This is a genomic window from Micromonospora alfalfae (assembly GCF_022230925.1).
GTDB classification, from domain to species: domain Bacteria; phylum Actinomycetota; class Actinomycetes; order Mycobacteriales; family Micromonosporaceae; genus Micromonospora; species Micromonospora alfalfae.
Window position 1 is genome coordinate 110,732 of sequence record NZ_JAKKFH010000021.1, and the last position, 17,211, is coordinate 127,942.

The 17,211-nt window shown below is 70.8% G+C and carries 16 protein-coding genes; 11 read left to right on the forward strand and 5 right to left on the reverse strand.

Going from position 1 to position 17,211, the window contains the following annotated elements; all coding sequences use genetic code 11:
• The first annotated feature begins 224 nt into the window (after window positions 1–224).
• From MED01_RS17770 to MED01_RS17785, 4 genes are all read left to right on the forward strand, one after another.
• Complete coding sequence (locus tag MED01_RS17770; protein ID WP_238669689.1) at window positions 225–1,043, forward strand: basic amino acid ABC transporter substrate-binding protein; 819 nt, start codon at window positions 225–227, stop codon at window positions 1,041–1,043.
• 166 nt (window positions 1,044–1,209) lie between these two features.
• Window positions 1,210–2,742 carry an acyl-CoA carboxylase subunit beta gene (locus tag MED01_RS17775; protein ID WP_238669690.1) on the forward strand — a complete coding sequence of 511 codons (1,533 nt, stop codon included), beginning with the start codon at window positions 1,210–1,212 and terminating at the stop codon, window positions 2,740–2,742.
• 78 nt (window positions 2,743–2,820) lie between these two features.
• Window positions 2,821–3,969 (forward strand): acyl-CoA dehydrogenase family protein, encoded by a 1,149-nt coding sequence (locus MED01_RS17780; protein WP_238669691.1) that lies wholly within the window; start codon window positions 2,821–2,823, stop codon window positions 3,967–3,969.
• A gap of 133 nt (window positions 3,970–4,102) precedes the next feature.
• Window positions 4,103–6,757, forward strand: coding sequence for an ATP-binding protein (locus tag MED01_RS17785; protein WP_238669692.1), 2,655 nt, complete (start codon window positions 4,103–4,105; stop codon window positions 6,755–6,757).
• Window positions 6,758–6,986: 229 nt separating this feature from the next.
• Here MED01_RS17785 and MED01_RS17790 read toward each other — a convergent pair whose 3' ends face one another.
• Complete coding sequence (locus MED01_RS17790; RefSeq protein WP_238669693.1) at window positions 6,987–7,505, reverse strand: MarR family winged helix-turn-helix transcriptional regulator; 519 nt, start codon at window positions 7,503–7,505, stop codon at window positions 6,987–6,989.
• A gap of 99 nt (window positions 7,506–7,604) precedes the next feature.
• On the opposite strand from MED01_RS17790, the gene MED01_RS17795 reads away from it, so the two are divergent.
• Complete coding sequence (locus MED01_RS17795; RefSeq protein WP_238669694.1) at window positions 7,605–8,186, forward strand: YceI family protein; 582 nt, start codon at window positions 7,605–7,607, stop codon at window positions 8,184–8,186.
• A gap of 310 nt (window positions 8,187–8,496) precedes the next feature.
• Window positions 8,497–9,975, forward strand: a complete 1,479-nt coding sequence (locus MED01_RS17800; protein ID WP_238669695.1) for a glutamate-cysteine ligase family protein — start codon at window positions 8,497–8,499, stop codon at window positions 9,973–9,975.
• A 133-nt stretch (window positions 9,976–10,108) separates the two neighbouring features.
• Here the strand turns inward: MED01_RS17800 and MED01_RS17805 are convergent, their stop codons facing one another.
• Entirely contained in the window at window positions 10,109–11,554 is a 1,446-nt protein-coding gene (locus MED01_RS17805; protein WP_238669696.1) for a hypothetical protein, read from the reverse strand.
• A gap of 123 nt (window positions 11,555–11,677) precedes the next feature.
• Here MED01_RS17805 and MED01_RS17810 point away from each other — a divergent pair, with 123 nt between their 5' ends.
• A complete protein-coding gene (locus MED01_RS17810) occupies window positions 11,678–12,358 on the forward strand; it encodes a PASTA domain-containing protein (protein WP_238669697.1) in 681 nt (226 codons plus the stop codon).
• 161 nt (window positions 12,359–12,519) lie between these two features.
• Entirely contained in the window at window positions 12,520–13,335 is an 816-nt protein-coding gene (locus tag MED01_RS17815; RefSeq protein WP_238669698.1) for a PASTA domain-containing protein, read from the forward strand.
• 7 nt (window positions 13,336–13,342) lie between these two features.
• Here MED01_RS17815 and MED01_RS17820 read toward each other — a convergent pair whose 3' ends face one another.
• Window positions 13,343–13,804, reverse strand: coding sequence for a hypothetical protein (locus MED01_RS17820; protein ID WP_238669699.1), 462 nt, complete (start codon window positions 13,802–13,804; stop codon window positions 13,343–13,345).
• 98 nt (window positions 13,805–13,902) lie between these two features.
• Window positions 13,903–14,187 carry a hypothetical protein gene (locus tag MED01_RS17825; protein ID WP_091396374.1) on the reverse strand — a complete coding sequence of 95 codons (285 nt, stop codon included), beginning with the start codon at window positions 14,185–14,187 and terminating at the stop codon, window positions 13,903–13,905.
• A gap of 626 nt (window positions 14,188–14,813) precedes the next feature.
• Here MED01_RS17825 and MED01_RS17830 point away from each other — a divergent pair.
• The 3 genes from MED01_RS17830 to MED01_RS17840 all read left to right on the forward strand — a co-directional run bounded on the left by MED01_RS17830 (window position 14,814) and on the right by MED01_RS17840 (window position 16,498).
• A complete protein-coding gene (locus tag MED01_RS17830) occupies window positions 14,814–15,695 on the forward strand; it encodes a helix-turn-helix domain-containing protein (protein WP_091396372.1) in 882 nt (293 codons plus the stop codon).
• Complete coding sequence (locus tag MED01_RS17835; protein WP_091396369.1) at window positions 15,665–15,886, forward strand: DUF397 domain-containing protein; 222 nt, start codon at window positions 15,665–15,667, stop codon at window positions 15,884–15,886. Before MED01_RS17830 ends, MED01_RS17835 begins: the two co-directional genes overlap by 31 nt.
• Before the next feature lie 213 nt (window positions 15,887–16,099).
• Window positions 16,100–16,498 carry a hypothetical protein gene (locus MED01_RS17840; protein ID WP_238669700.1) on the forward strand — a complete coding sequence of 133 codons (399 nt, stop codon included), beginning with the start codon at window positions 16,100–16,102 and terminating at the stop codon, window positions 16,496–16,498.
• Here MED01_RS17840 and MED01_RS17845 read toward each other — a convergent pair.
• Window positions 16,466–17,065, reverse strand: coding sequence for a hypothetical protein (locus tag MED01_RS17845; RefSeq protein ID WP_238669701.1), 600 nt, complete (start codon window positions 17,063–17,065; stop codon window positions 16,466–16,468). The two genes, MED01_RS17840 and MED01_RS17845, sit on opposite strands and share 33 nt — an antisense overlap.
• Window positions 17,066–17,211 lie beyond the last annotated feature (146 nt).

Genomic DNA, 17,211 nt, shown 5'->3' on the forward strand with positions numbered 1-17,211 from the left:
CGGGCGTGAACGTCCGGCGACTAGCAGGGAAATCCCAGTGCTGTCAGGGATTCTCACCAACCGGGATCGACGACCTTGGGTTTCGGGTCGGGGCGTCGCCGCCTCGTTCGAGCGGACCCGCCGCTCAGTGCCTCTGGATCTAGTCTGCAATCCTGGAATCAGGTACGGTCCCTCTGCCGTCACCCTGTCCTCCCGTTACTTAGAGGAAACAAAGGGGCATAACTGTGAATATCCATAAGCCGTTCCGAGTCATCGGTCTTGTTCTTACTGTCGGTGCGCTTGCCCTCAGTGCCGGATGTGCCAAGAAGGATCAGGGCGAGGTTCAGACCAGCGGGGTCAAGCTCATCAAGGCGGGCACCCTGACCATCTGCACCCACCTGCCGTACCCGCCGTTCCAGTCCAAGGACGCCAGCGGCAAGGTGGTGGGATTCGACGTCGACGTGATGGATCTGGTCGCCAGGAAGTTGGGCGTCGAGCAGGCGATAGTCGACACGCCGTTCGAGGGGATCAAGTCCGGTCAGGACCTGAACACCGGCAAGTGTGACGCCGCCGCCGCGGGCATGACGATCACCGAGGAACGGCAGAAGGTGATGGACTTCTCCGCCCCCTACTTCGACGCGACCCAGGCGATGCTGGTCAAGACCGGCAAGTCGTACAAGTCGCTGGACGACCTGAAGGGCCGGAAGGTCGGCGTGCAGGCGGCGACCACGGGCCGTGACTACGCCCGCAGGTTCGAGAAGGAGAAGAGCCTCCAGCTCGTCGAGTTCGAGGACCTCGCCGCCGAGCAGCAGGCTCTCGCCACCGGGCAGATCGAGGCCGCCATCAACGACCTGCCGGTCTGGGCCGAGTACATCAAGGAGAACCCGGGTGGCTTCGAGGTGGCGGCCGAGTTCGACACCGGCGAGCAGTACGGGATCTCGGTGAAGAAGGGCGGCAACCCGGAACTGCTCAAGACGATCAACGAGGAGTTGGCCAAGGCGAAGCAGGACGGCACGTACGACGCGCTCTACGAGAAGTGGATCGGTAAGAAGCCGGCCGTCTGACCCGACCCCCGTCCGCTCCGGCCCCTGGTTGGCGCTCCACCCCGGCCCTGTCGCAACCGGCGGTTGGGTCGCCGGGACCTGTCCGGGTACGTTAGCCTAACGATCGTTTAGGCGGTTGGCGTGCCCGCACGGTAACCGGCCGGGGTGGCGGCAGTAGGGGGTCGGCGTGACGCTCGACGGTGAGGCACTGGAGCAACTGCGCAAGCGGGCCAGGTCCGGCGGCGCGGACAAGTACCACGCGGCCAACGCGGCCAAGGGCAAGCTCTTCGCCCGTGAGCGGGTCGCGCTTTTGGTCGACGAGGGCTCGTTCGTCGAGGACGGCCTCTACGCCAACACGATGGCCGAAGGGTTGCCCGCCGACGGCGTGGTGACCGGCACCGCCACCATCGACGGCCGACAGGTCTGCCTGATGGCCAACGACTCCACGGTCAAGGCCGGCAGCTGGGGCGCCCGCACCGTCGAGAAGATCATCAGGATCATCGAGCGGGCGTACGGCGCCGGCGTGCCGATGGTCTACCTCGTCGACTCGGCCGGTGCCCGGATCACCGACCAGGTCGATCTCTTCCCCGGCCGTCGTGGCGCCGGCAAGATCTTCTGGAACCAGGTCCGCGCCTCGGGCTCGATCCCGCAGGTCTGCGCGCTGTTCGGCCCGAGCGCCGCCGGTGGGGCGTACATCCCGGCGTTCTGCGACGTGGTGGCGCTCGTCGACGGCAACGCCAGCATGTACCTCGGCTCCGACCGGATGGTCGAGATGGTCACCGGCGAGAAGACCACCCTGGAGGCGATGGGCGGGGCGAAGGTGCACACCGCCGAATCCGGCGTGGGGCACTTCCTCTGCAAGACCGAGGCCGACGCGCTCGACGTCGTGAAGACCTACCTGTCGTACCTGCCGGCGAACTGGACGCAAGCGCCGCCGACCGCACCGGCGGTCGCCGCGCCAGCGAAGGCCGACCTGGCCGCGCTGGTGCCGGCCAGCGAGCGGCAGGCGTTCGACATGCGACGGTACGTCAAGGGCCTGCTCGACGAGGGTTCCTTCTTCGAGATCCAGGCGCTCTGGGCCAAGGAGTTGACCATCGGCTTCGGCCGTCTCGACGGGCAGGTCGTCGGCGTGGTCGGCAACAACTCGATGTTCAAGGGCGGCGTGCTCTTCGTCGACTCGGCAGACAAGGCAACCCGGTTCGTGCAGCTCTGCGACGCGTTCAACGTGCCGCTGCTGTTCCTCAGTGACGTGCCCGGCTTCATGGTCGGCAGCGCTGTGGAGAAGCAGGGCATCATCCGACACGGCGCAAAGATGATCACCGCGATCTCCGAGGCGACAGTTCCGAAGATCTGCGTGGTGGTCCGCAAGGCGTACGGCGCCGGTCTCTACGCGATGGCCGGCCCCGGGTTCGAGCCGGACGCCACTATCGCGCTGCCGACCGCGAAGATCGCCGTGATGGGCGCCGAGGCGGCAGTGAACGCGGTCTACGCCAACAAGATTGCCGCCATCGCGGACGAGGACGAGCGGGCGGCCTTCGTCGCCGCCAAACGGGCCGAGTACGAGCAGGACATCGACGTCGTCCGGCTGGCCAGCGAGTTGGTGGTGGACGCCATCGTCGAGCCGCACGACCTGCGCACCGAGCTGGTCCGTCGCTTCGCGGCGGCGCGTACCAAGGATCGGCACTTCTCCCGCCGTCGGCACGGCGTCACCCCGGTCTGATCACCGACTCAGGCCCGCACAGCGACCCGCTCCCGGCGTCACGAGCGCCGAGGCGGACCGTCCTTACAGGAGGATGAGATGGACTTCCGGCTCACCGACGAACAAGCGGCGCTGCGCGAGAGCGTGCGGGAATTCGCCCGCGAGGTGATCGCCCCGGTCATCGCCGAGCACTACGAGCAGCACACCTTCCCGTACGAGGTGATCCGGCAGATGGGCAAGATGGGCCTGTTCGGCCTGCCCTTCGCCGAGGAGCACGGCGGCATGGGTGGCGACTACTTCGCGCTCTGCCTGGCCCTGGAGGAGTTGGCCCGGGTCGACTCCAGCGTGGCCATCACGTTGGAGGCGGCGGTCTCGCTGGGCGCGATGCCGATCTACCGCTTCGGCACCGAGGAGCAGAAGGCGACCTGGCTGCCTCGGCTGCTCAGCGGCGAGGCACTGGCCGGCTTCGGTCTCACCGAGCCGGGCACCGGCTCGGACGCCGCCGGCACACAGACCCGGGCGGTGCTGGACGGCGACGAGTGGGTGATCAACGGTTCGAAGGCGTTCATCACCAACTCGGGGACCGACATCACGGCCATGGTCACTGTCACAGCGGTGACCGGCACGAACCCGGACGGCTCCAAGGAGCTGTCGACGATCATCGTGCCCACCGGCACGCCCGGGTTCGCCGTCGCGCCCGGTTACTCAAAGGTGGGCTGGACCGCCTCGGACACCCACGAGCTGACCTTCGACGACTGCCGGGTGCCGGCCGCCAACCTGCTCGGTGCCCGGGGTCGGGGTTTCGCACAGTTCCTGCGGATCCTCGACGAGGGCCGGATCGCGATCGCCGCTCTCGCCGTCGGCCTCGCCCAAGGCTGCGTCGACGAGTCGATCAAGTACGCGAAGGAGCGGCACGCCTTCGGTCAGCCGATCGGCGCCAACCAGGCCATCCAGTTCAAGATCGCCGACATGGAGCTGAAGGCACATACCGCTCGCCTGGCGTACTACGACGCCGCCGCACGGATGCTGGCCGGCGAGCCGTTCAAGCGGCAGGCCGCCATCGCCAAACTGCACGCCAGCACCATCGCCGTGGACAACGCCCGGGAGGCCACCCAGATCCACGGCGGGTACGGCTTCATGAACGAGTACCCGGTGGCCCGGTTCTGGCGGGACTCCAAGATCCTGGAGATCGGCGAGGGCACGAGTGAGGTGCAGCGCATGATCATCGCTCGGGATCTGGGCCTCTGAGTGGTCCAGCCGAACTGATCGGCCGGTCGTCCCGGACGGACTGCCCGTACGGCTGTCGGGTTTCGGCGAGTGGGCGTCAGTAGCCCGACGTTCGACTGCCGACGGTCGGAGTCCATCCGTACTCTTCGTGCCCATGACTCCGGATCATGACTGGTCGCGGAGCCCGGCTGGGCGTACCACTCTGCCGGAGCTGCTCCGCGGGCATCGACGCGCAGCCGGCCTCACCCAGGCCGAGCTGGCGTCCCGGGCCGGGGTGGGTGTGCGTACGGTGCGTGACCTGGAACGTGGCCGGTCGATCCGGCCACAACGCACCACTGTCGAGCTGCTCGCCGGTGCGCTGGCGCTGACCGGCACCAGTCGGGCGGCGTTCCTGGCCGCGGCCCGCGGCGCCGGTGTCGAATCGGCCTCGTCGGACGCCACCTCGACGGCGTTCCCGGTCGGCGGCAACGCCGCCTCGGCGGCCGCACCCGCCGACCCGTCGGTAGCGCTCCCGCCGCCGGTCGCGTTGATCGGCCGGGAACGCGACCTCACCGAGCTGGCCGGAATGCTGACCGCGGAGCGGGGGCCCCGGTTGGTGAGCCTCGTCGGGTTGGCCGGCGTCGGCAAGACCGCCCTGGCGACATCTGTGGCGCACCTGGTGGCCGCCGCCCACCCGGCCGGTGTTGCCGGGGTGCTGGTGGGCGAGGGCGCGGACGGTCCGGACGTGCTCGCCGCCTCGATGTCGGTGCTCGGCGTGGCGCGCCTGTCCGAACTCGTGGCGCTGCTCGCCGGGCGGCCGACGCTGCTGGTGATGGACGCGGTGGAGCGTTCCCCGGGTCCGGTGGCCGCGACAGTGCACCGGTTGCTCGGCGCACTGCCCTCGCTGCGGGTGCTGGTCACCGGGCGACACCCGGTCGGCCTGCCCGGCGAGCGGGTCTGGCCGGTCGCGCCGCTCGACGTGCCACCACCGGAGGCCGAGCACTCCGGGCTCGAATCGTGGCCGGCGGTCGCGTTGTTCACCGCCCGGCTCGCTCAGGTCCGCCGTGAGCCACCCGTGCCCGCCGAGCTGCCGGCGCTCGCCGCGTTGGTGCGCCGTTTGGGCGGCCTGCCGTTGGCCATCGAGCTGATGGCCGCCCGGGGCCGTCTCCTCGACCTCACCGAACTGCTCGACCGGTACGGCGACCGGGTGCTCGACCTGGCCACCCCCGCCGACGGGCCCGCCCACCCGACCTGGGACGAACCGGAGGCGCTCGGCAGCCGGACCAGCGGACCCGACACCCGTGCGGCGGTCTCGGTCGCCGTCACACTGCGGGACGCGGTGGCGTTCAGCTACCGCCTGTTGGCGTCGGACGAGCAGGCCGCGCTGCGGCAGCTGGCCGTCTTCGGTAACCGTTGGTCGGTCGAGTTGGCCGAGGAGATGCTCGCCGACGAGGCGGACCGGGACGGCACGGTGGCGATCGACCCGGTTCCACTGTTGGACCGCTTCGTCGAGTTGGGGCTGCTGAGCGTACGCGGAACCGGGTCGTTCCGGTTCCGGCTGCTCGACGCGGTCCGCGACTACGCCGTCGAGCAGGCGGCCGGTGGAGGTGAGCTGACCTGTATCCGGCGTCGCCATGCGGAGGTCATCGCGCGGCTGGTGGCACGTACCGCCAGTGACCTGATCGGCCCACGGTTACCCGACGCGGTGCACCGGCTGGACGAGATGAGCAGTGACATCAGCTCGTCGTTGGCCCATGCGGCTACCGACGACCCGTTGACAGCGCTGCGACTGGCGGCCTGTCTGACCCGCTGGTGGCGGTTCCGCGGACGCGACGTCGTCGGGCGGCAGTGGCTGCGGCGGCTGCTGGCGGACCCGCGGACCGCCGACGCCGATCCTCTTCTGCGTGGCTGGGCCGCCCTCGGGGTCGCCCGGCTCGCGGCGGAGCACGGCGCGGGCGCCGAGGAGTTGTCGACGGCCCGTGCGGCGTTGGACACCTTCCGGCAGGCCGGCGACGTCACCGGGGAGTTGGAGGCGCGAAACGTGCTCGGCACCCTGCTGATCTCCGTCGGGCGGCAGGACGAGGCTCGCGAGCAGGCCGAGGCGCTGCTGCGGTTGGCCGCCCGCAACGGGCGGACCCGGGACCTGGCGGTGGCCCAGAACAGCCTCGCCTGGCACGAGATCCGCACGGGCGATCTGGCTGCGGCCCGCCGCCGGCTCGCCGCTGTGGACCGACTCGCCGCCGAGAGTGGGGAGCAGCGACTGCGGGTGCTGGGCTGGGCCAATCGCGCCGAGGTCGCCCGGTTGGAGGGCTGGTACGCGGACGCCATCGATCGCGGCCGGCGGGCGATCGCGGCCCTGTCCGAGCTGGGTGATCCCGGGCGTCGCCGTCGGGTGCTCGGGACCGTCGGGCTGGCACTCGCCCAGGACGGGCGGGCCGCGGAGGCTACCGAGGTGCTGACCGAGTTGCGCGCCGGGGGCGTGGAGGCGCTGCCGGCGCGGCCGACGGTGCCGCGACCGCGCTCGGACGACGCGGCGCTGGCCTGGGGTGGGCCGGAGGCCGGGCTCTGTGCGTTGATCGAGGGGAACCTGGCGCTGCACCGGGGCGACCGGGAGTTGGCTGCCGAGTGGTTCGCGGCCGCCGCCGACCATGCGGGGCAGGATCGCCGCGACGTGGTGGAGGCGCTGGTTGGGCTGGCTGCGAGCACTGCGGACCCGTCGGTGCTCGATCGACTGGACCGGGTCTGTGTGGAGGGCGGCATCCGGCTGTTGCCGCAGGAGTCGGGGCTGCTCTACGCGCTGATCGCCGCCCGGGGCGGAACGGCTCGGTAGCCTGCGCTTTTCCCGGGCGAATCGCGACGGGAGAGTGGCGCGGGCGAAGAGCCCCCTTTGGTGCTACCCCTCGCTGATCGCCCGCGCCGTCACCCCCCGGTGATCCCCGGTGCAGGAAGCCTGCCACCGGCGCGGTGGCAGAAAGTCGGCTTGGACCGAATCCTCCAGCTTGGCTGGGTCAGTTCTGCCGGTCTTTCTGCCGCTGCCGCCGCCCGACGGCGAGGGCTGATCAGTGTCGTCGGTTGGCGTTGTCGGTGGCGGCGACCTGCTCCGGGCTGACGTCGTCACTGCCGGCGGTGGCACACGGATGCGCGGCGTCACGGACCCGCCGCAACCCGTCGAGGAGGGCCGCCAGCGCCTCGGGGTCGAGCTGCCCGGTGAACCACTGCTCGATCATCTGCAGATGCCCGGGCAGCGTCTCGTTCAGGCGTTGCATCCCGGAGCCGGTGACCACCGCGTACGAGCTGCGTCGGTCGTTCGGGCAGGCCCGGCGGGTGAGTAACCCGTCGCGCTCCATCCTGTCGACCACCCTGGTCACTCCGCTGGTCGACAGGGAGGTCTGTGCGGCGAGGTCGGTCATGCGTAGTTGGTTGCCCGGTGAGCGGGCCAGTCGGGTGATGACCTCGAACTCGACCGCGGAGAGGCCGTGCTCCTCGAGTTGGGCGTTGAACCGGGCCGACAGCCCGGCGTGTGCCTCGAAGAGCAGGCCGACGGCGGTGATCCGGGGATCGTCGAAGACGTTGGTCACCCGTTCATCATACCAGTGCTTGACACGGGGAATGTTGTTGCGGTTATAGTTGCTCAAGCAGTCGTTGGGCTACTAAACAATCTCCTGGAGGACAGCAGCATGACCAGCAGCATCGATGCGGTTACCCGCGACTGGGACGGCCTCACCATCCCGGCGGCCGGCACCTACGCGCTCGACGTGGCGCACAAGCGGGTCGGCTTCGTTGCCCGGCACATGATGGTGAGCAAGGTCCGCGGTGAGTTCAACGAGGCGACCGCCACCATCACCGTCGCCGAGGACCCGCTGCAGTCGTCGGTCGTCGCCACCATTCAGGCCGCCAGCGTCGACACCACCCAGCCCGACCGGGACGCGCACCTGCGCAGCCCCGAGTTCCTGGACGCCGAGAAGTTCCCGACGCTCGAGTTCCGCAGCACCGGGGTCAAGTCCCGTCGCGGCGGCGAGTTCGTCCTCACCGGTGAGCTGACCATCAAGGACGTCACCCGCCCGGTCGAGCTGGAGGTGGAGTTCGAGGGTGTCGGCCGCAGCCCGTTCGGCCAGGACATCTTCGGCTTCTCCGCGAGCACCGAGATCGACCGCGAGGAGTTCGGCCTGACCTGGAACGTCGCCCTGGAGACCGGGGGCGTGCTGGTCAGCCGCAAGATCAAGATCGAGATCGAGGGCGAGGCCGTTCGTCAGGCCTGATCCCCGGGGATCGCCGGAGAGCCAAGGGGGGTCCTCCCGGCGATCCGGTACGCAGGGCCCGCGCCGCACGTCGGCGCGGGCCCTGCGTCGTTCCCGCTCGTGGTAATTGTCACGGGTTGTTCGCACCGCAATCGGGTCAAGCCGGTCGACGACGGGGTACAGATGGCGCCACGAGCGCGTCCGCCCGGTCGACGTCGGATCACCGCCGTCGACCTCTGGCCCCGGCCAGGTGGGCGCTCTTACCGTGGATGCTTCACAAAGCGCTTCCGGGACGGCAGGATCCCGACCGCGCCGGCCGTCGGGAGGACACATGGGCAGGGACGTCTCAGAGGGCGCCTTCACCCGGGATGATCGCGTCCGATATCGGCAGAAGGTGCGGCGGTGCCTGGACGTCTTCGCCCTGATGCTGGACGACTTCGGCTTCGACGCCGACCGGCCGATGACCGGCCTGGAGATCGAACTCAACCTGGTCGACTCGGCCGCCGAGCCGGCGATGCGCAACGAGGAGATCCTCGCCGACATCGCGGACCCCCTCTTCCAGACCGAGTTGGGGCAGTTCAACCTGGAACTCAACGCCGAGCCCCGACTGATCGAGGGCACCGGCTTCGCCGACTACGAGCACGACCTGCGCGGCAGCCTCTCCCGTGCCGACGAGCGTGCCGCCAGATCCGACGCGAAGATCGTCCTGGTCGGCATCCTGCCCACCCTCACCGAGGGGCACCTGGTCGAGGACAACCTCTCCACCAACGAGCGTTACCGGGTGCTCAACGACCAGATCGTCGGCGCCCGGGGCGAGGACATCGAGCTGGACATTCGCGGCGTCGAGCAGTTGCGCACGCACACCGACTCGATCGCCCCCGAGGCCGCCTGCACGAGCCTCCAGTTCCACCTCCAGGTCGCCCCGGACAGCTTCGCCGACTACTGGAACGCGTCCCAGGCCATCGCCGGGGTGCAGGTGGCGGTCGGGGCGAACAGCCCCTTCCTGTACGGCCGCCAACTGTGGGCCGAAACGCGGATCGCCCTGTTCCAGCAGGCCACCGACACGCGCCCGGACGAGCTGAAGGCCCAGGGCGTACGGCCGCGGGTGTGGTTCGGCGAACGGTGGATCACCTCGATCTTCGACCTGTTCGAGGAGAACGTCAGGTACTTCCCGCCGCTGCTGCCGATCTGCGAGGACGAGGACCCGGTGGAGGTCCTGCACGCCGGCGGTGTGCCGCAGCTCGGGGAGTTGCGGTTGCACAACGGCACCGTCTACCGGTGGAACCGCCCGGTCTACGACATCATGAACGGCCGCCCCCACCTGCGGGTGGAGAACCGGGTGCTGCCGGCTGGTCCGACTGTGGTGGACATGCTCGCCAACGCGGCCTTCTACTTCGGGCTGGTGCGTGGTCTGGCCGAGGCCGACCGACCGATCTGGAGCCAACTCACCTTCAGCTCCGCGGAGGAGAACTTCCAAGCCGCCGCCCGACGTGGCCTCGACGCCGTGCTGCACTGGCCCGGGCTCGGCGACGTGCCGGTCACCAAGCTGGTCCTGGACCAACTGCTGCCCATCGCCGCCACCGGGCTGGACGGCTTCGGTGTCGCACCGGCGCAGCGGGACCGGCTGCTCGGCATCATCGAGCAGCGCTGCCGTACCGGCCGCAACGGCGCCGTCTGGCAGACCGAGGCGGTCTGGGCAGCGGAGCGGCGCCACGGCATGGACCGGGCGGCCGCGCTACACCACATGGTCCAGCGCTACGCCGAACTCCAGCGCACCAACCAACCCATCCACACCTGGCCAACCAACTAACCCCCCCCACCCCCCACCCCCCACCGCGTTGATCATGAAGTTATTGCCATGACACGCCGGTCGAGGTGGCAATAACTTCATGATCAACAGGGTTGGGGTCGGCCCTGGGGGTGGGTGGGGTGGGTGGGGGGGGTTAGTTGGTGGTGGGGCGGGTGGTGCGGCGGGAGGCTCGGGTGCGCCGGCTGTCGGGGGCCGGGTCCTCCGCTGCTGCTTCGGTGGGACGGTCTGGGTCCGTACGGGGGGCCGGCACGTGCGGTGCGGCAGTGGCCTCGCCGGGCAGTGAGCCTGCCCTGGGTGCCTGCGGTGCGGCGTCGGCCCTCCTGCGCCGCGCTGCGGTGCCGGCCGTCGACGCTGGGGTGCTGGCCGTCGAGGCCGCGGTGCTGGCCGTTGACGCTGAGGTTGTGGCAGCCGAGCCGGAGACCGGCGGCGTGGGCTCGGTCTCGGCGACCGGGGCCGGGTCGGCCGCCGCGTCCCGAGTGACCGCACCCCGATCGGCGGGGCGGCTCTGCTCGGCCGCGTGGTTCCGTTCACTTCGCTCGCCGAGGCGGGCGGCCAGCACCGAGCCGCCGATACCGGCGATCACCGCGTACGGGGCGATCAGCTGGGTGGACAGCTGCGCGGGGCCCAGCGTCGACCAGTGCGGCAGGGTGGTCAGGTAGGCGAGCGCAACGAGCACCGGACCCGCAGCGCCGGAGGCCGCCGCACCCACGCGGTGCCCGACCGAGCGGGCGGACCGCCGGGCGGCCAGTACGCCGATCAGCAGCGCGGGCACCAGTGCCAGCAGCGCGCCGGGCCAGTAGAGCTGGCCCCCGATCCAGTACCGGGCGTGGTCCGGGTCGAACTGCCAGGTACCGAGTTGCGCGCCGGTCAGACCTCGTCCGACGCGTACCCCGTCGATCACGGAGATCACCGCGAGCAGCCAGAGCCAGGCGGCCGTCACGGTCACGTTGACAGCGGCGGCGCGGGAGCGAAGCGCCCAGATCGCGACGAGGACGCCGATCAGGATGCCCAGTGTCGCCTGCACGGCGGCCGTCCGTTGCGGAGCGCCGGTGTCCGCGCCGGTAGCGACCCGCGCGGGTACCGCGATCAACAGCACCGTGACCAGCCCACCCAGCCCGGCGCCAAGCGCCAGGGCCACCCGGCGCAGCAGGCCATTGCGATCGTGGACCGGCGGCTCGGCCGCCGGTGGTGGCGTGCCCGCCACCTCCGGGCGGGCGGTGTCGACGGCCGGTGAGGGCCCGTCAACCGGGCTCTCGTGCTCCGGCCTCCGGTCGTCGAGCTGTGGGCCCTCGTGGCGGGCACCATCGCCGGGCGACGTTTCCGGAGCGATCACTGTCTTCGCGGGGGCGTTGCGTTGGTGCAGCCGCTGCGCGCAGACCGCGCCGAGGACCGTCGAGCTGGCGGCGAGCCAGGTGGCCCAGGCGAGGCCGTCCGCCCAGGCTGTGTCTGTCGCACCGGCATCGGTCGGCGTCCAGGTGATGACGCCGAGCCCGTAGCCGAAGCCCAGTTGTGCGGCACCCGCGCCGGCAGCGACCCCGATCGCCGTCGCGATCGATACTCCCCAGCCCTGTCTGGCCATGCCGGGCAGCGTAACGTCCCGTCGTCGGCGCGGCGAGTCGCAAAGACCCGCCGGTGTGGACCGCCGGTGCGGGCGGGTTGGGCGGCGGGCGGTACGGTCGCCGGTGATGAGGCGGTGGGCGTTATGACGGATACGAACACGGGCCAGCAGAATGCCGCCGGTGGCGGTGCGGGCCGGGCCAGCGTCGTGCTCGGTGGTGGGTTGGCGGCGGTGCTGCTCGCCGCCGTGGGTGCGACCGGCGGTTGGTTGCTGGCCGGCGAGGACGACGCACCCTCTGGTGATCCGCTGGCCGTCGCGACCACTGCTGGCGCGTCGACCACCCGGGCCACCGCACCCCGACCGAGCACCGGGCGGCCGACACCGTCGGCGGTCCAGACCTCCGCCACCTCGACCAAGGGGGCTGGCCTGACCGTGCCGCCGGTGATCGGCGACGACTTCGAGCAGGCCCGGGAGACGCTGCGCAAGCAGCGGCTGGGTTGGCGGCTGGTCTTCGGTGGTGGCGTCGGCCGTACTGTCGAGAGCACCACACCGGACGTGGGCACCGAGGTCGTCCGGGGGACGACTGTGCAACTACAGGTCGCCGGGCCGGCACCGGCCGCCGAGGTGCCGGACGTGGTCGGCAAGAGTTGCGCCGACGCCGCCGACGAGTTGGTCGACGAGGGCCTCTACCCGCGTTACCTCAGCGGACGTACTGGAAAGGTCAGCCGGCAGGAGCCCGCCGAGGACGGCCCCGCCCGGTGGAACGACCAGGTCAGCATCTGGTGTGGCTCCGACGGCCAGCCGACCGCGAAACCCACGCCCTGATTCCAGGCCGGCGGGTTCGAGCCTACCGGCCCCTGCCCGCCGCACTGTCCCGCCAACGGCCGGCGCGGCTCGGCACGCTGATCCCCGCTGATGGCGGTGTGGGCGACTAGGTTGGCGGTCGAGGGCCATGACGCCCGTCCGGGTTCGGGAAAGGACGTGCGATGAGCGACGACCGCCAGGAGCCTCCCGCCGACGATCACGACGACGACCGGACCCGACCGCTGCCCTCCGCCGCTGATCGGCCGGCCCCGACCGGGTCCGCCGCCGACGGACCGGACGAGACGGCACCGATCGATCGGACTGTTCCGGCTCGTCCCGATCTGTCGCCCGACCAGACCATGCCGATCGACCGGTCCGCCGGCACCCGGCCGGGTCCGCAGGCCGACCGGACGGCGCCGATACCACCGGCCTGGTCCGGTCGGGCCGAGGTGCGCTCGCCGCGACCGGATGACGCCGGCGGTGAGTGGTACGTCGAGGAGCAGGGTGGTCGGCGGTGGTGGTCGCCGATCCTCTGGGGCGTACTGGCGCTGCTGCTCGCCGGCCTGCTCGGGGGCGCGCTCTGGGTGGTGCTCGCCCAGCAGGATGACGACCGGGACGAGCGTGGGCCCACCCCGTCGCCTCCGCCGACCAGTGCCCCCAGCGCCGTGCCGACCAGCGCAGCCCCGACATCGGCGACGCCCACCAGTGAGTCGCCGAGCAGTTCGCCGACCACTGACGCGCCGGACGAGCTGCCGGTGCCACCGCTCGCCGGCCTGCCGCAGGCCACCGCCGAAGGGTTGTTGGCTCGGCTCGGCCTGGCCTACCGGGTGGTGTACCGCCCGTCGGAGCTGCCACCGGGGACGGTGGTGGGCACCGAGCCGGAGGCGGGCACGTCGGTGTCGACCGACGACGAGGTGTTGTTGATCATCTCGCAGGCCGAGCCGCCGACCGGGGCGAGCCCGACCACACCGAGCCCCACGGTGACGAGCACGCCGTGACCGCTGGTCACCACATCCGGCGGCGGGTGCCGACGAGGCCGATGCCGGCCAGCGAGATGGCGAGGCCGAAGATGCCGGACCAGAAGAGGGAGCGGCGGATGTCGGTGGCGCTGTGCCCTGCCGGAGCGGCCTCGGTGAGTTCCTGACGGCCGTCGGACTGGCCGCCGGCACCCAGGCCGGACACCGGCCCGGTCGGGTCGGCGCCACCAGCCTGGTCGGCCGGGGAGCCGGTGTCGACCCAGCCAGGTTCCTCGTAGACCGACTGACCGTCGCCCGTCGGCGGGTCCGAGTCGAGCACGGTGATCTCCGGTGCGGGCACCGGTGCGGTCAGCCGGGTGGACGACATCGCCGGGTCGCGGACGAGGACCAGGAGTGCCGCCATCGCCCCGAGGAGGGCGAGGAGTCCGAAGGCGTAGGCGATACGGGAGCGGTGGTGCCGCCGCAGGGCGGGCTGATTGACCATGACCATCCCAGGGTCAGGGTCCTGGACGAGCGGGTGGAACGGTGCCGGGGTGGGCGTACCAATTCTATGGCGACTGCACGCCCACCGGCGGCGGTTCGGGTCGGTCAGCCCACCCGGAGCGGGGTACGCGCGACCGGGCGGCGGGCCCGCACGGTGTGCGGGCGGGGTTCGGGGGCGGCCTGCAGTTGCTGCAGCCCTTCCCGCTGGACGAAGATCGACCGTCGGGTGACAGCGTCGCCCGCGGCGTTCAACTCGTAGCCGTCGAGCCAGAGCCAGCCGTCATAGGTCGGCCAGTCGAGCACCCGGATCACCCGGAACTTGATCGGCCTGAGGAACTGGACACTCGCCGCGCGTGTCACGTGCAGTACGTCACCGGTGCGGGGAAGCACATGGGCTCCTGGGGAGGATCGGCCGGCGGTCGCGCCGGCGGTGCCTGAACGGGGGACGTCTCGGCCGGTGACGGGGTCGTGCCTCGTGGACCGGTGGTGCGGATGGCGGTGGTCGGGCCGTACCCCGCTGGTGACGTGCCGCCACCCGACCACCACCCGGTTGCTTCCGGGAACCGCGCCCGCCGCCGCAGCTTGCCGGCTTGCAGCGGCGGGGTCCTTACCCCGGAGCAGGTCGCGTTGTCGTCGGCCGGGCCCGCGCCGTGCCCGGCCGCCCCGCGGCGGTGGGGTCACCACTGCGAGGGACCGAACGGAGACGCTGAGTGATCCGTGCCATACGGACAGAGTGCATCAGGGACGTGCTTCATGCAAGTTGCACGTCGACTTTTGCCGATACGTGAGCGTGTCGCGCGAAAGGCCTATTGAAGCCATCCGCGTCCGGGCGGCAGACTGGGGGCCGGTTTCGCCCGTCGCGGCCGGCCGAGGACCGGCACCACCCCCTTCGTCGCGAACGCTCGCCGGTCGACGGTCGCGCCCCCGGCGGGTGTCACCCAGTGGCGCGTTACCGGAGGTAGCCCGAGTGGGGTCGAGCAGCCAGCGGCGGGGACCAGTGACTCACGGGTTGCGCGATGAGTGAGCGGCGCAGTCCCACCATCAGACGGCGACGGCTCGGGGCCGAGCTGCGTCGCCAGCGGGAGTCCGCCGGGATCACCATCGAGGTGGTCGCCGAACAGTTGGAGTGCTCGGCGTCGAAGGTCTCCCGGATCGAGACCGGGCACACCACCGCCACCCCGCGCGACGTGCGGGACATGCTGCGGATCTACGGCGTGGTCGGCGCCGAGAGCGACGAGCTCGTGCAGATCGCCCGGGAGGCCCGCCAGAAGGGCTGGTGGCACCCCTACAGCACGGTGCTCGTCGGCGCTTACGTCGGTCTGGAGGCGGCGGCCAGTTCGATCCGGGCGTACGAACAGCAGGTCGTTCCGGGTCTTCTGGAGACCGAGGAGTACGCCGGGGCCATGATCCGTGCGGCTCGGCCGGACTTCACCGCCGACCAGGTGCATCAAAGAGTGCGTGTCCGTTTGGGCCGTCAGTCGTTATTGACCCAGGACGATCCGGTCGATCTGTGGGTGGTGCTCGATGAGGCGGTGGTAAGTCGGCCGGTGGGCGGGGACGAGGTGATGCGCGGCCAACTCAAGCGGTTGGTTGAGGTGGCCGAGTTGCCGAACGTGACGCTGCAGATCCTGCCCTTCGAGGTGGGTGCGCATGCCGGCATGGACGGCACGTTCACGATCCTCAGCTTCCCTGAGCCCGGTGATCCGGATGTTGTGTACGCGGAGAACGCCACGGGTGGGCTCTTCCTCGAGAAGAGCGACGAACTACAGAAGTACAGCTTCATCTTCGATCACATCCGCGCTGCGGCCATACGTCCGGAGGAGTCCGTCGCACACATCGCAAAACTGGCAGAGGAGCCGTTGTGGAAATGGCGACCAAAGGGTTCCCCGTGGACCTGACGCAGGCAGCATGGTTCAAGAGCTCGAAGAGCGGGCCGAACTGTGACAACTGCGTGGAGGTGGCGTACGTGACGGGGGCGGTCGGAGTGCGGGACTCGAAGGACAAGGCGGGCCCCGCCCTGGTCTTCGCACCGGGTGACTGGCACTCCTTCGTCGCCGGCACCCGGGGTGGTGTGTTCGGCGCGGTCTGACCGACTGGTCAACACAGTCCCCGTCCGGTTCGCCGGACGGGGACTGTGTCGTCGCCGCGGTTGGCGCGGCCGACTGTCGCGGCGCGGCAGTGGCCGGCGAGGTTCCGTCGGGATTCCCGTCGCCAGAGCGTCCCCGTCTCGTTGAACCGGTCGGTACGGCACTGGTCGACGACCAGCCGCACCGACCCGCAACCGAGCGAGTAGGCGAGACGGATGACGACGATCGGTTCAGACAACCTCACCACCGGTCCGGCGAAGCCGGAGCGGTTCGGTGGCAAGTACCGCGGCGCTCGTCGGGACACGGTTCTGACCGAGGTGGTCTCGACCGACCAGGAGTTGAGCGGGCGGGAGGGTGCTTCCGAGACGACGGATCCTCCGCTATCGCTGCCCTCACTGGACCCGAACCCGCTGATCGAGCCGTCGTTCCCGCCGACGGGCTGGCCGATGGAGCGGCCCGAGTCCCTGGCGGACCACCCGTTGCTGCGTGGTCTGCTGATGGAATTGCCGCCGAAGGGCACCGTGCCCTCGCAGGACTGGCTGGACCGCTGGTTCGAGGCGACCAGGTCGATCCTGGAACTGCTATACGTGCAGAGCGCCAGCCGCCCGCGTTGACAGTGCGACGGCGGGCTGGGCCCGCTCCGCGAAGCGGTTGTGCCGCAGTGCGTGCCGGACCCCGATGGCGATCACCGCGAGCGCACCCACTGTGATCGCCGGCCCGGTGACGCCGGGGTCGGCTCCGAGGTCGGTGCCGGCGGCGGCGATCAACGCCGGCACCGTGGCCAGGGCGGTGACCTGTAGCGGCAGCCCGACGAGCGGGTGGGCCGCTGCGGCGCGCAGCCCGTGTGGCGCGGGGGTGGCGGGGGCACTGGCGAACGCGCCCGCGCCGGCCCACAGCCGGCGGATCCGTCGTACCGAGCAGACGGTCGCCACGAGCGCCGGGCCGGCGGCCACTGTGAGCCCGGCGGCGGCCCGGTCGACCGGCTCGGTGCCGGCGCTGAGCAGTCCGCCGCCGAGCACGGCCGCGGTGAGCGCAACGCCGCTGAGGGCCAGCACCAGCAACCATCCGGTACGCCGACGCAGCATGCGGGTGTTGCGCAGCCGGGGAAGGCCGTCGGCAACGACGCCGGCGGCCAGCCAGACGGCGGCAACCGGGAGCAGGATGGTGAGCTGACTCTCCATGTTCGAGAGTCTTTCCCGAATCCTGGCGAGGCGAATCCGGGCGCGTCCCCCGTTCGCCCCGGACGCCGGGCCCGTAGGGGGTCATCACTTCAAGGTTATGGCCGTTTCGACATGTTCAACTGCCCGACGGCTGACTTACCCTCAGC

Excerpts from the sequence above, each read along its gene's own strand:
- MED01_RS17780 (WP_238669691.1), top strand. The coding sequence starts at position 2,821 with ATGGACTTCCGGCTCACCGACGAACAAGCGGCGCTGCGCGAGAGCGTG.
- MED01_RS17785 (WP_238669692.1), top strand. The coding sequence starts at position 4,103 with ATGACTCCGGATCATGACTGGTCGCGGAGCCCGGCTGGGCGTACCACT.
- MED01_RS17795 (WP_238669694.1), top strand. The coding sequence starts at position 7,605 with ATGACCAGCAGCATCGATGCGGTTACCCGCGACTGGGACGGCCTCACC.
- MED01_RS17800 (WP_238669695.1), top strand. The coding sequence starts at position 8,497 with ATGGGCAGGGACGTCTCAGAGGGCGCCTTCACCCGGGATGATCGCGTC.
- MED01_RS17805 (WP_238669696.1), bottom strand. The coding sequence starts at position 11,554 with ATGGCCAGACAGGGCTGGGGAGTATCGATCGCGACGGCGATCGGGGTC.
- MED01_RS17810 (WP_238669697.1), top strand. The coding sequence starts at position 11,678 with ATGACGGATACGAACACGGGCCAGCAGAATGCCGCCGGTGGCGGTGCG.
- MED01_RS17815 (WP_238669698.1), top strand. The coding sequence starts at position 12,520 with ATGAGCGACGACCGCCAGGAGCCTCCCGCCGACGATCACGACGACGAC.
- MED01_RS17820 (WP_238669699.1), bottom strand. The coding sequence starts at position 13,804 with ATGGTCATGGTCAATCAGCCCGCCCTGCGGCGGCACCACCGCTCCCGT.
- MED01_RS17830 (WP_091396372.1), top strand. The coding sequence starts at position 14,814 with ATGAGTGAGCGGCGCAGTCCCACCATCAGACGGCGACGGCTCGGGGCC.
- MED01_RS17835 (WP_091396369.1), top strand. The coding sequence starts at position 15,665 with ATGGCGACCAAAGGGTTCCCCGTGGACCTGACGCAGGCAGCATGGTTC.
- MED01_RS17840 (WP_238669700.1), top strand. The coding sequence starts at position 16,100 with ATGACGACGATCGGTTCAGACAACCTCACCACCGGTCCGGCGAAGCCG.
- MED01_RS17845 (WP_238669701.1), bottom strand. The coding sequence starts at position 17,065 with ATGGAGAGTCAGCTCACCATCCTGCTCCCGGTTGCCGCCGTCTGGCTG.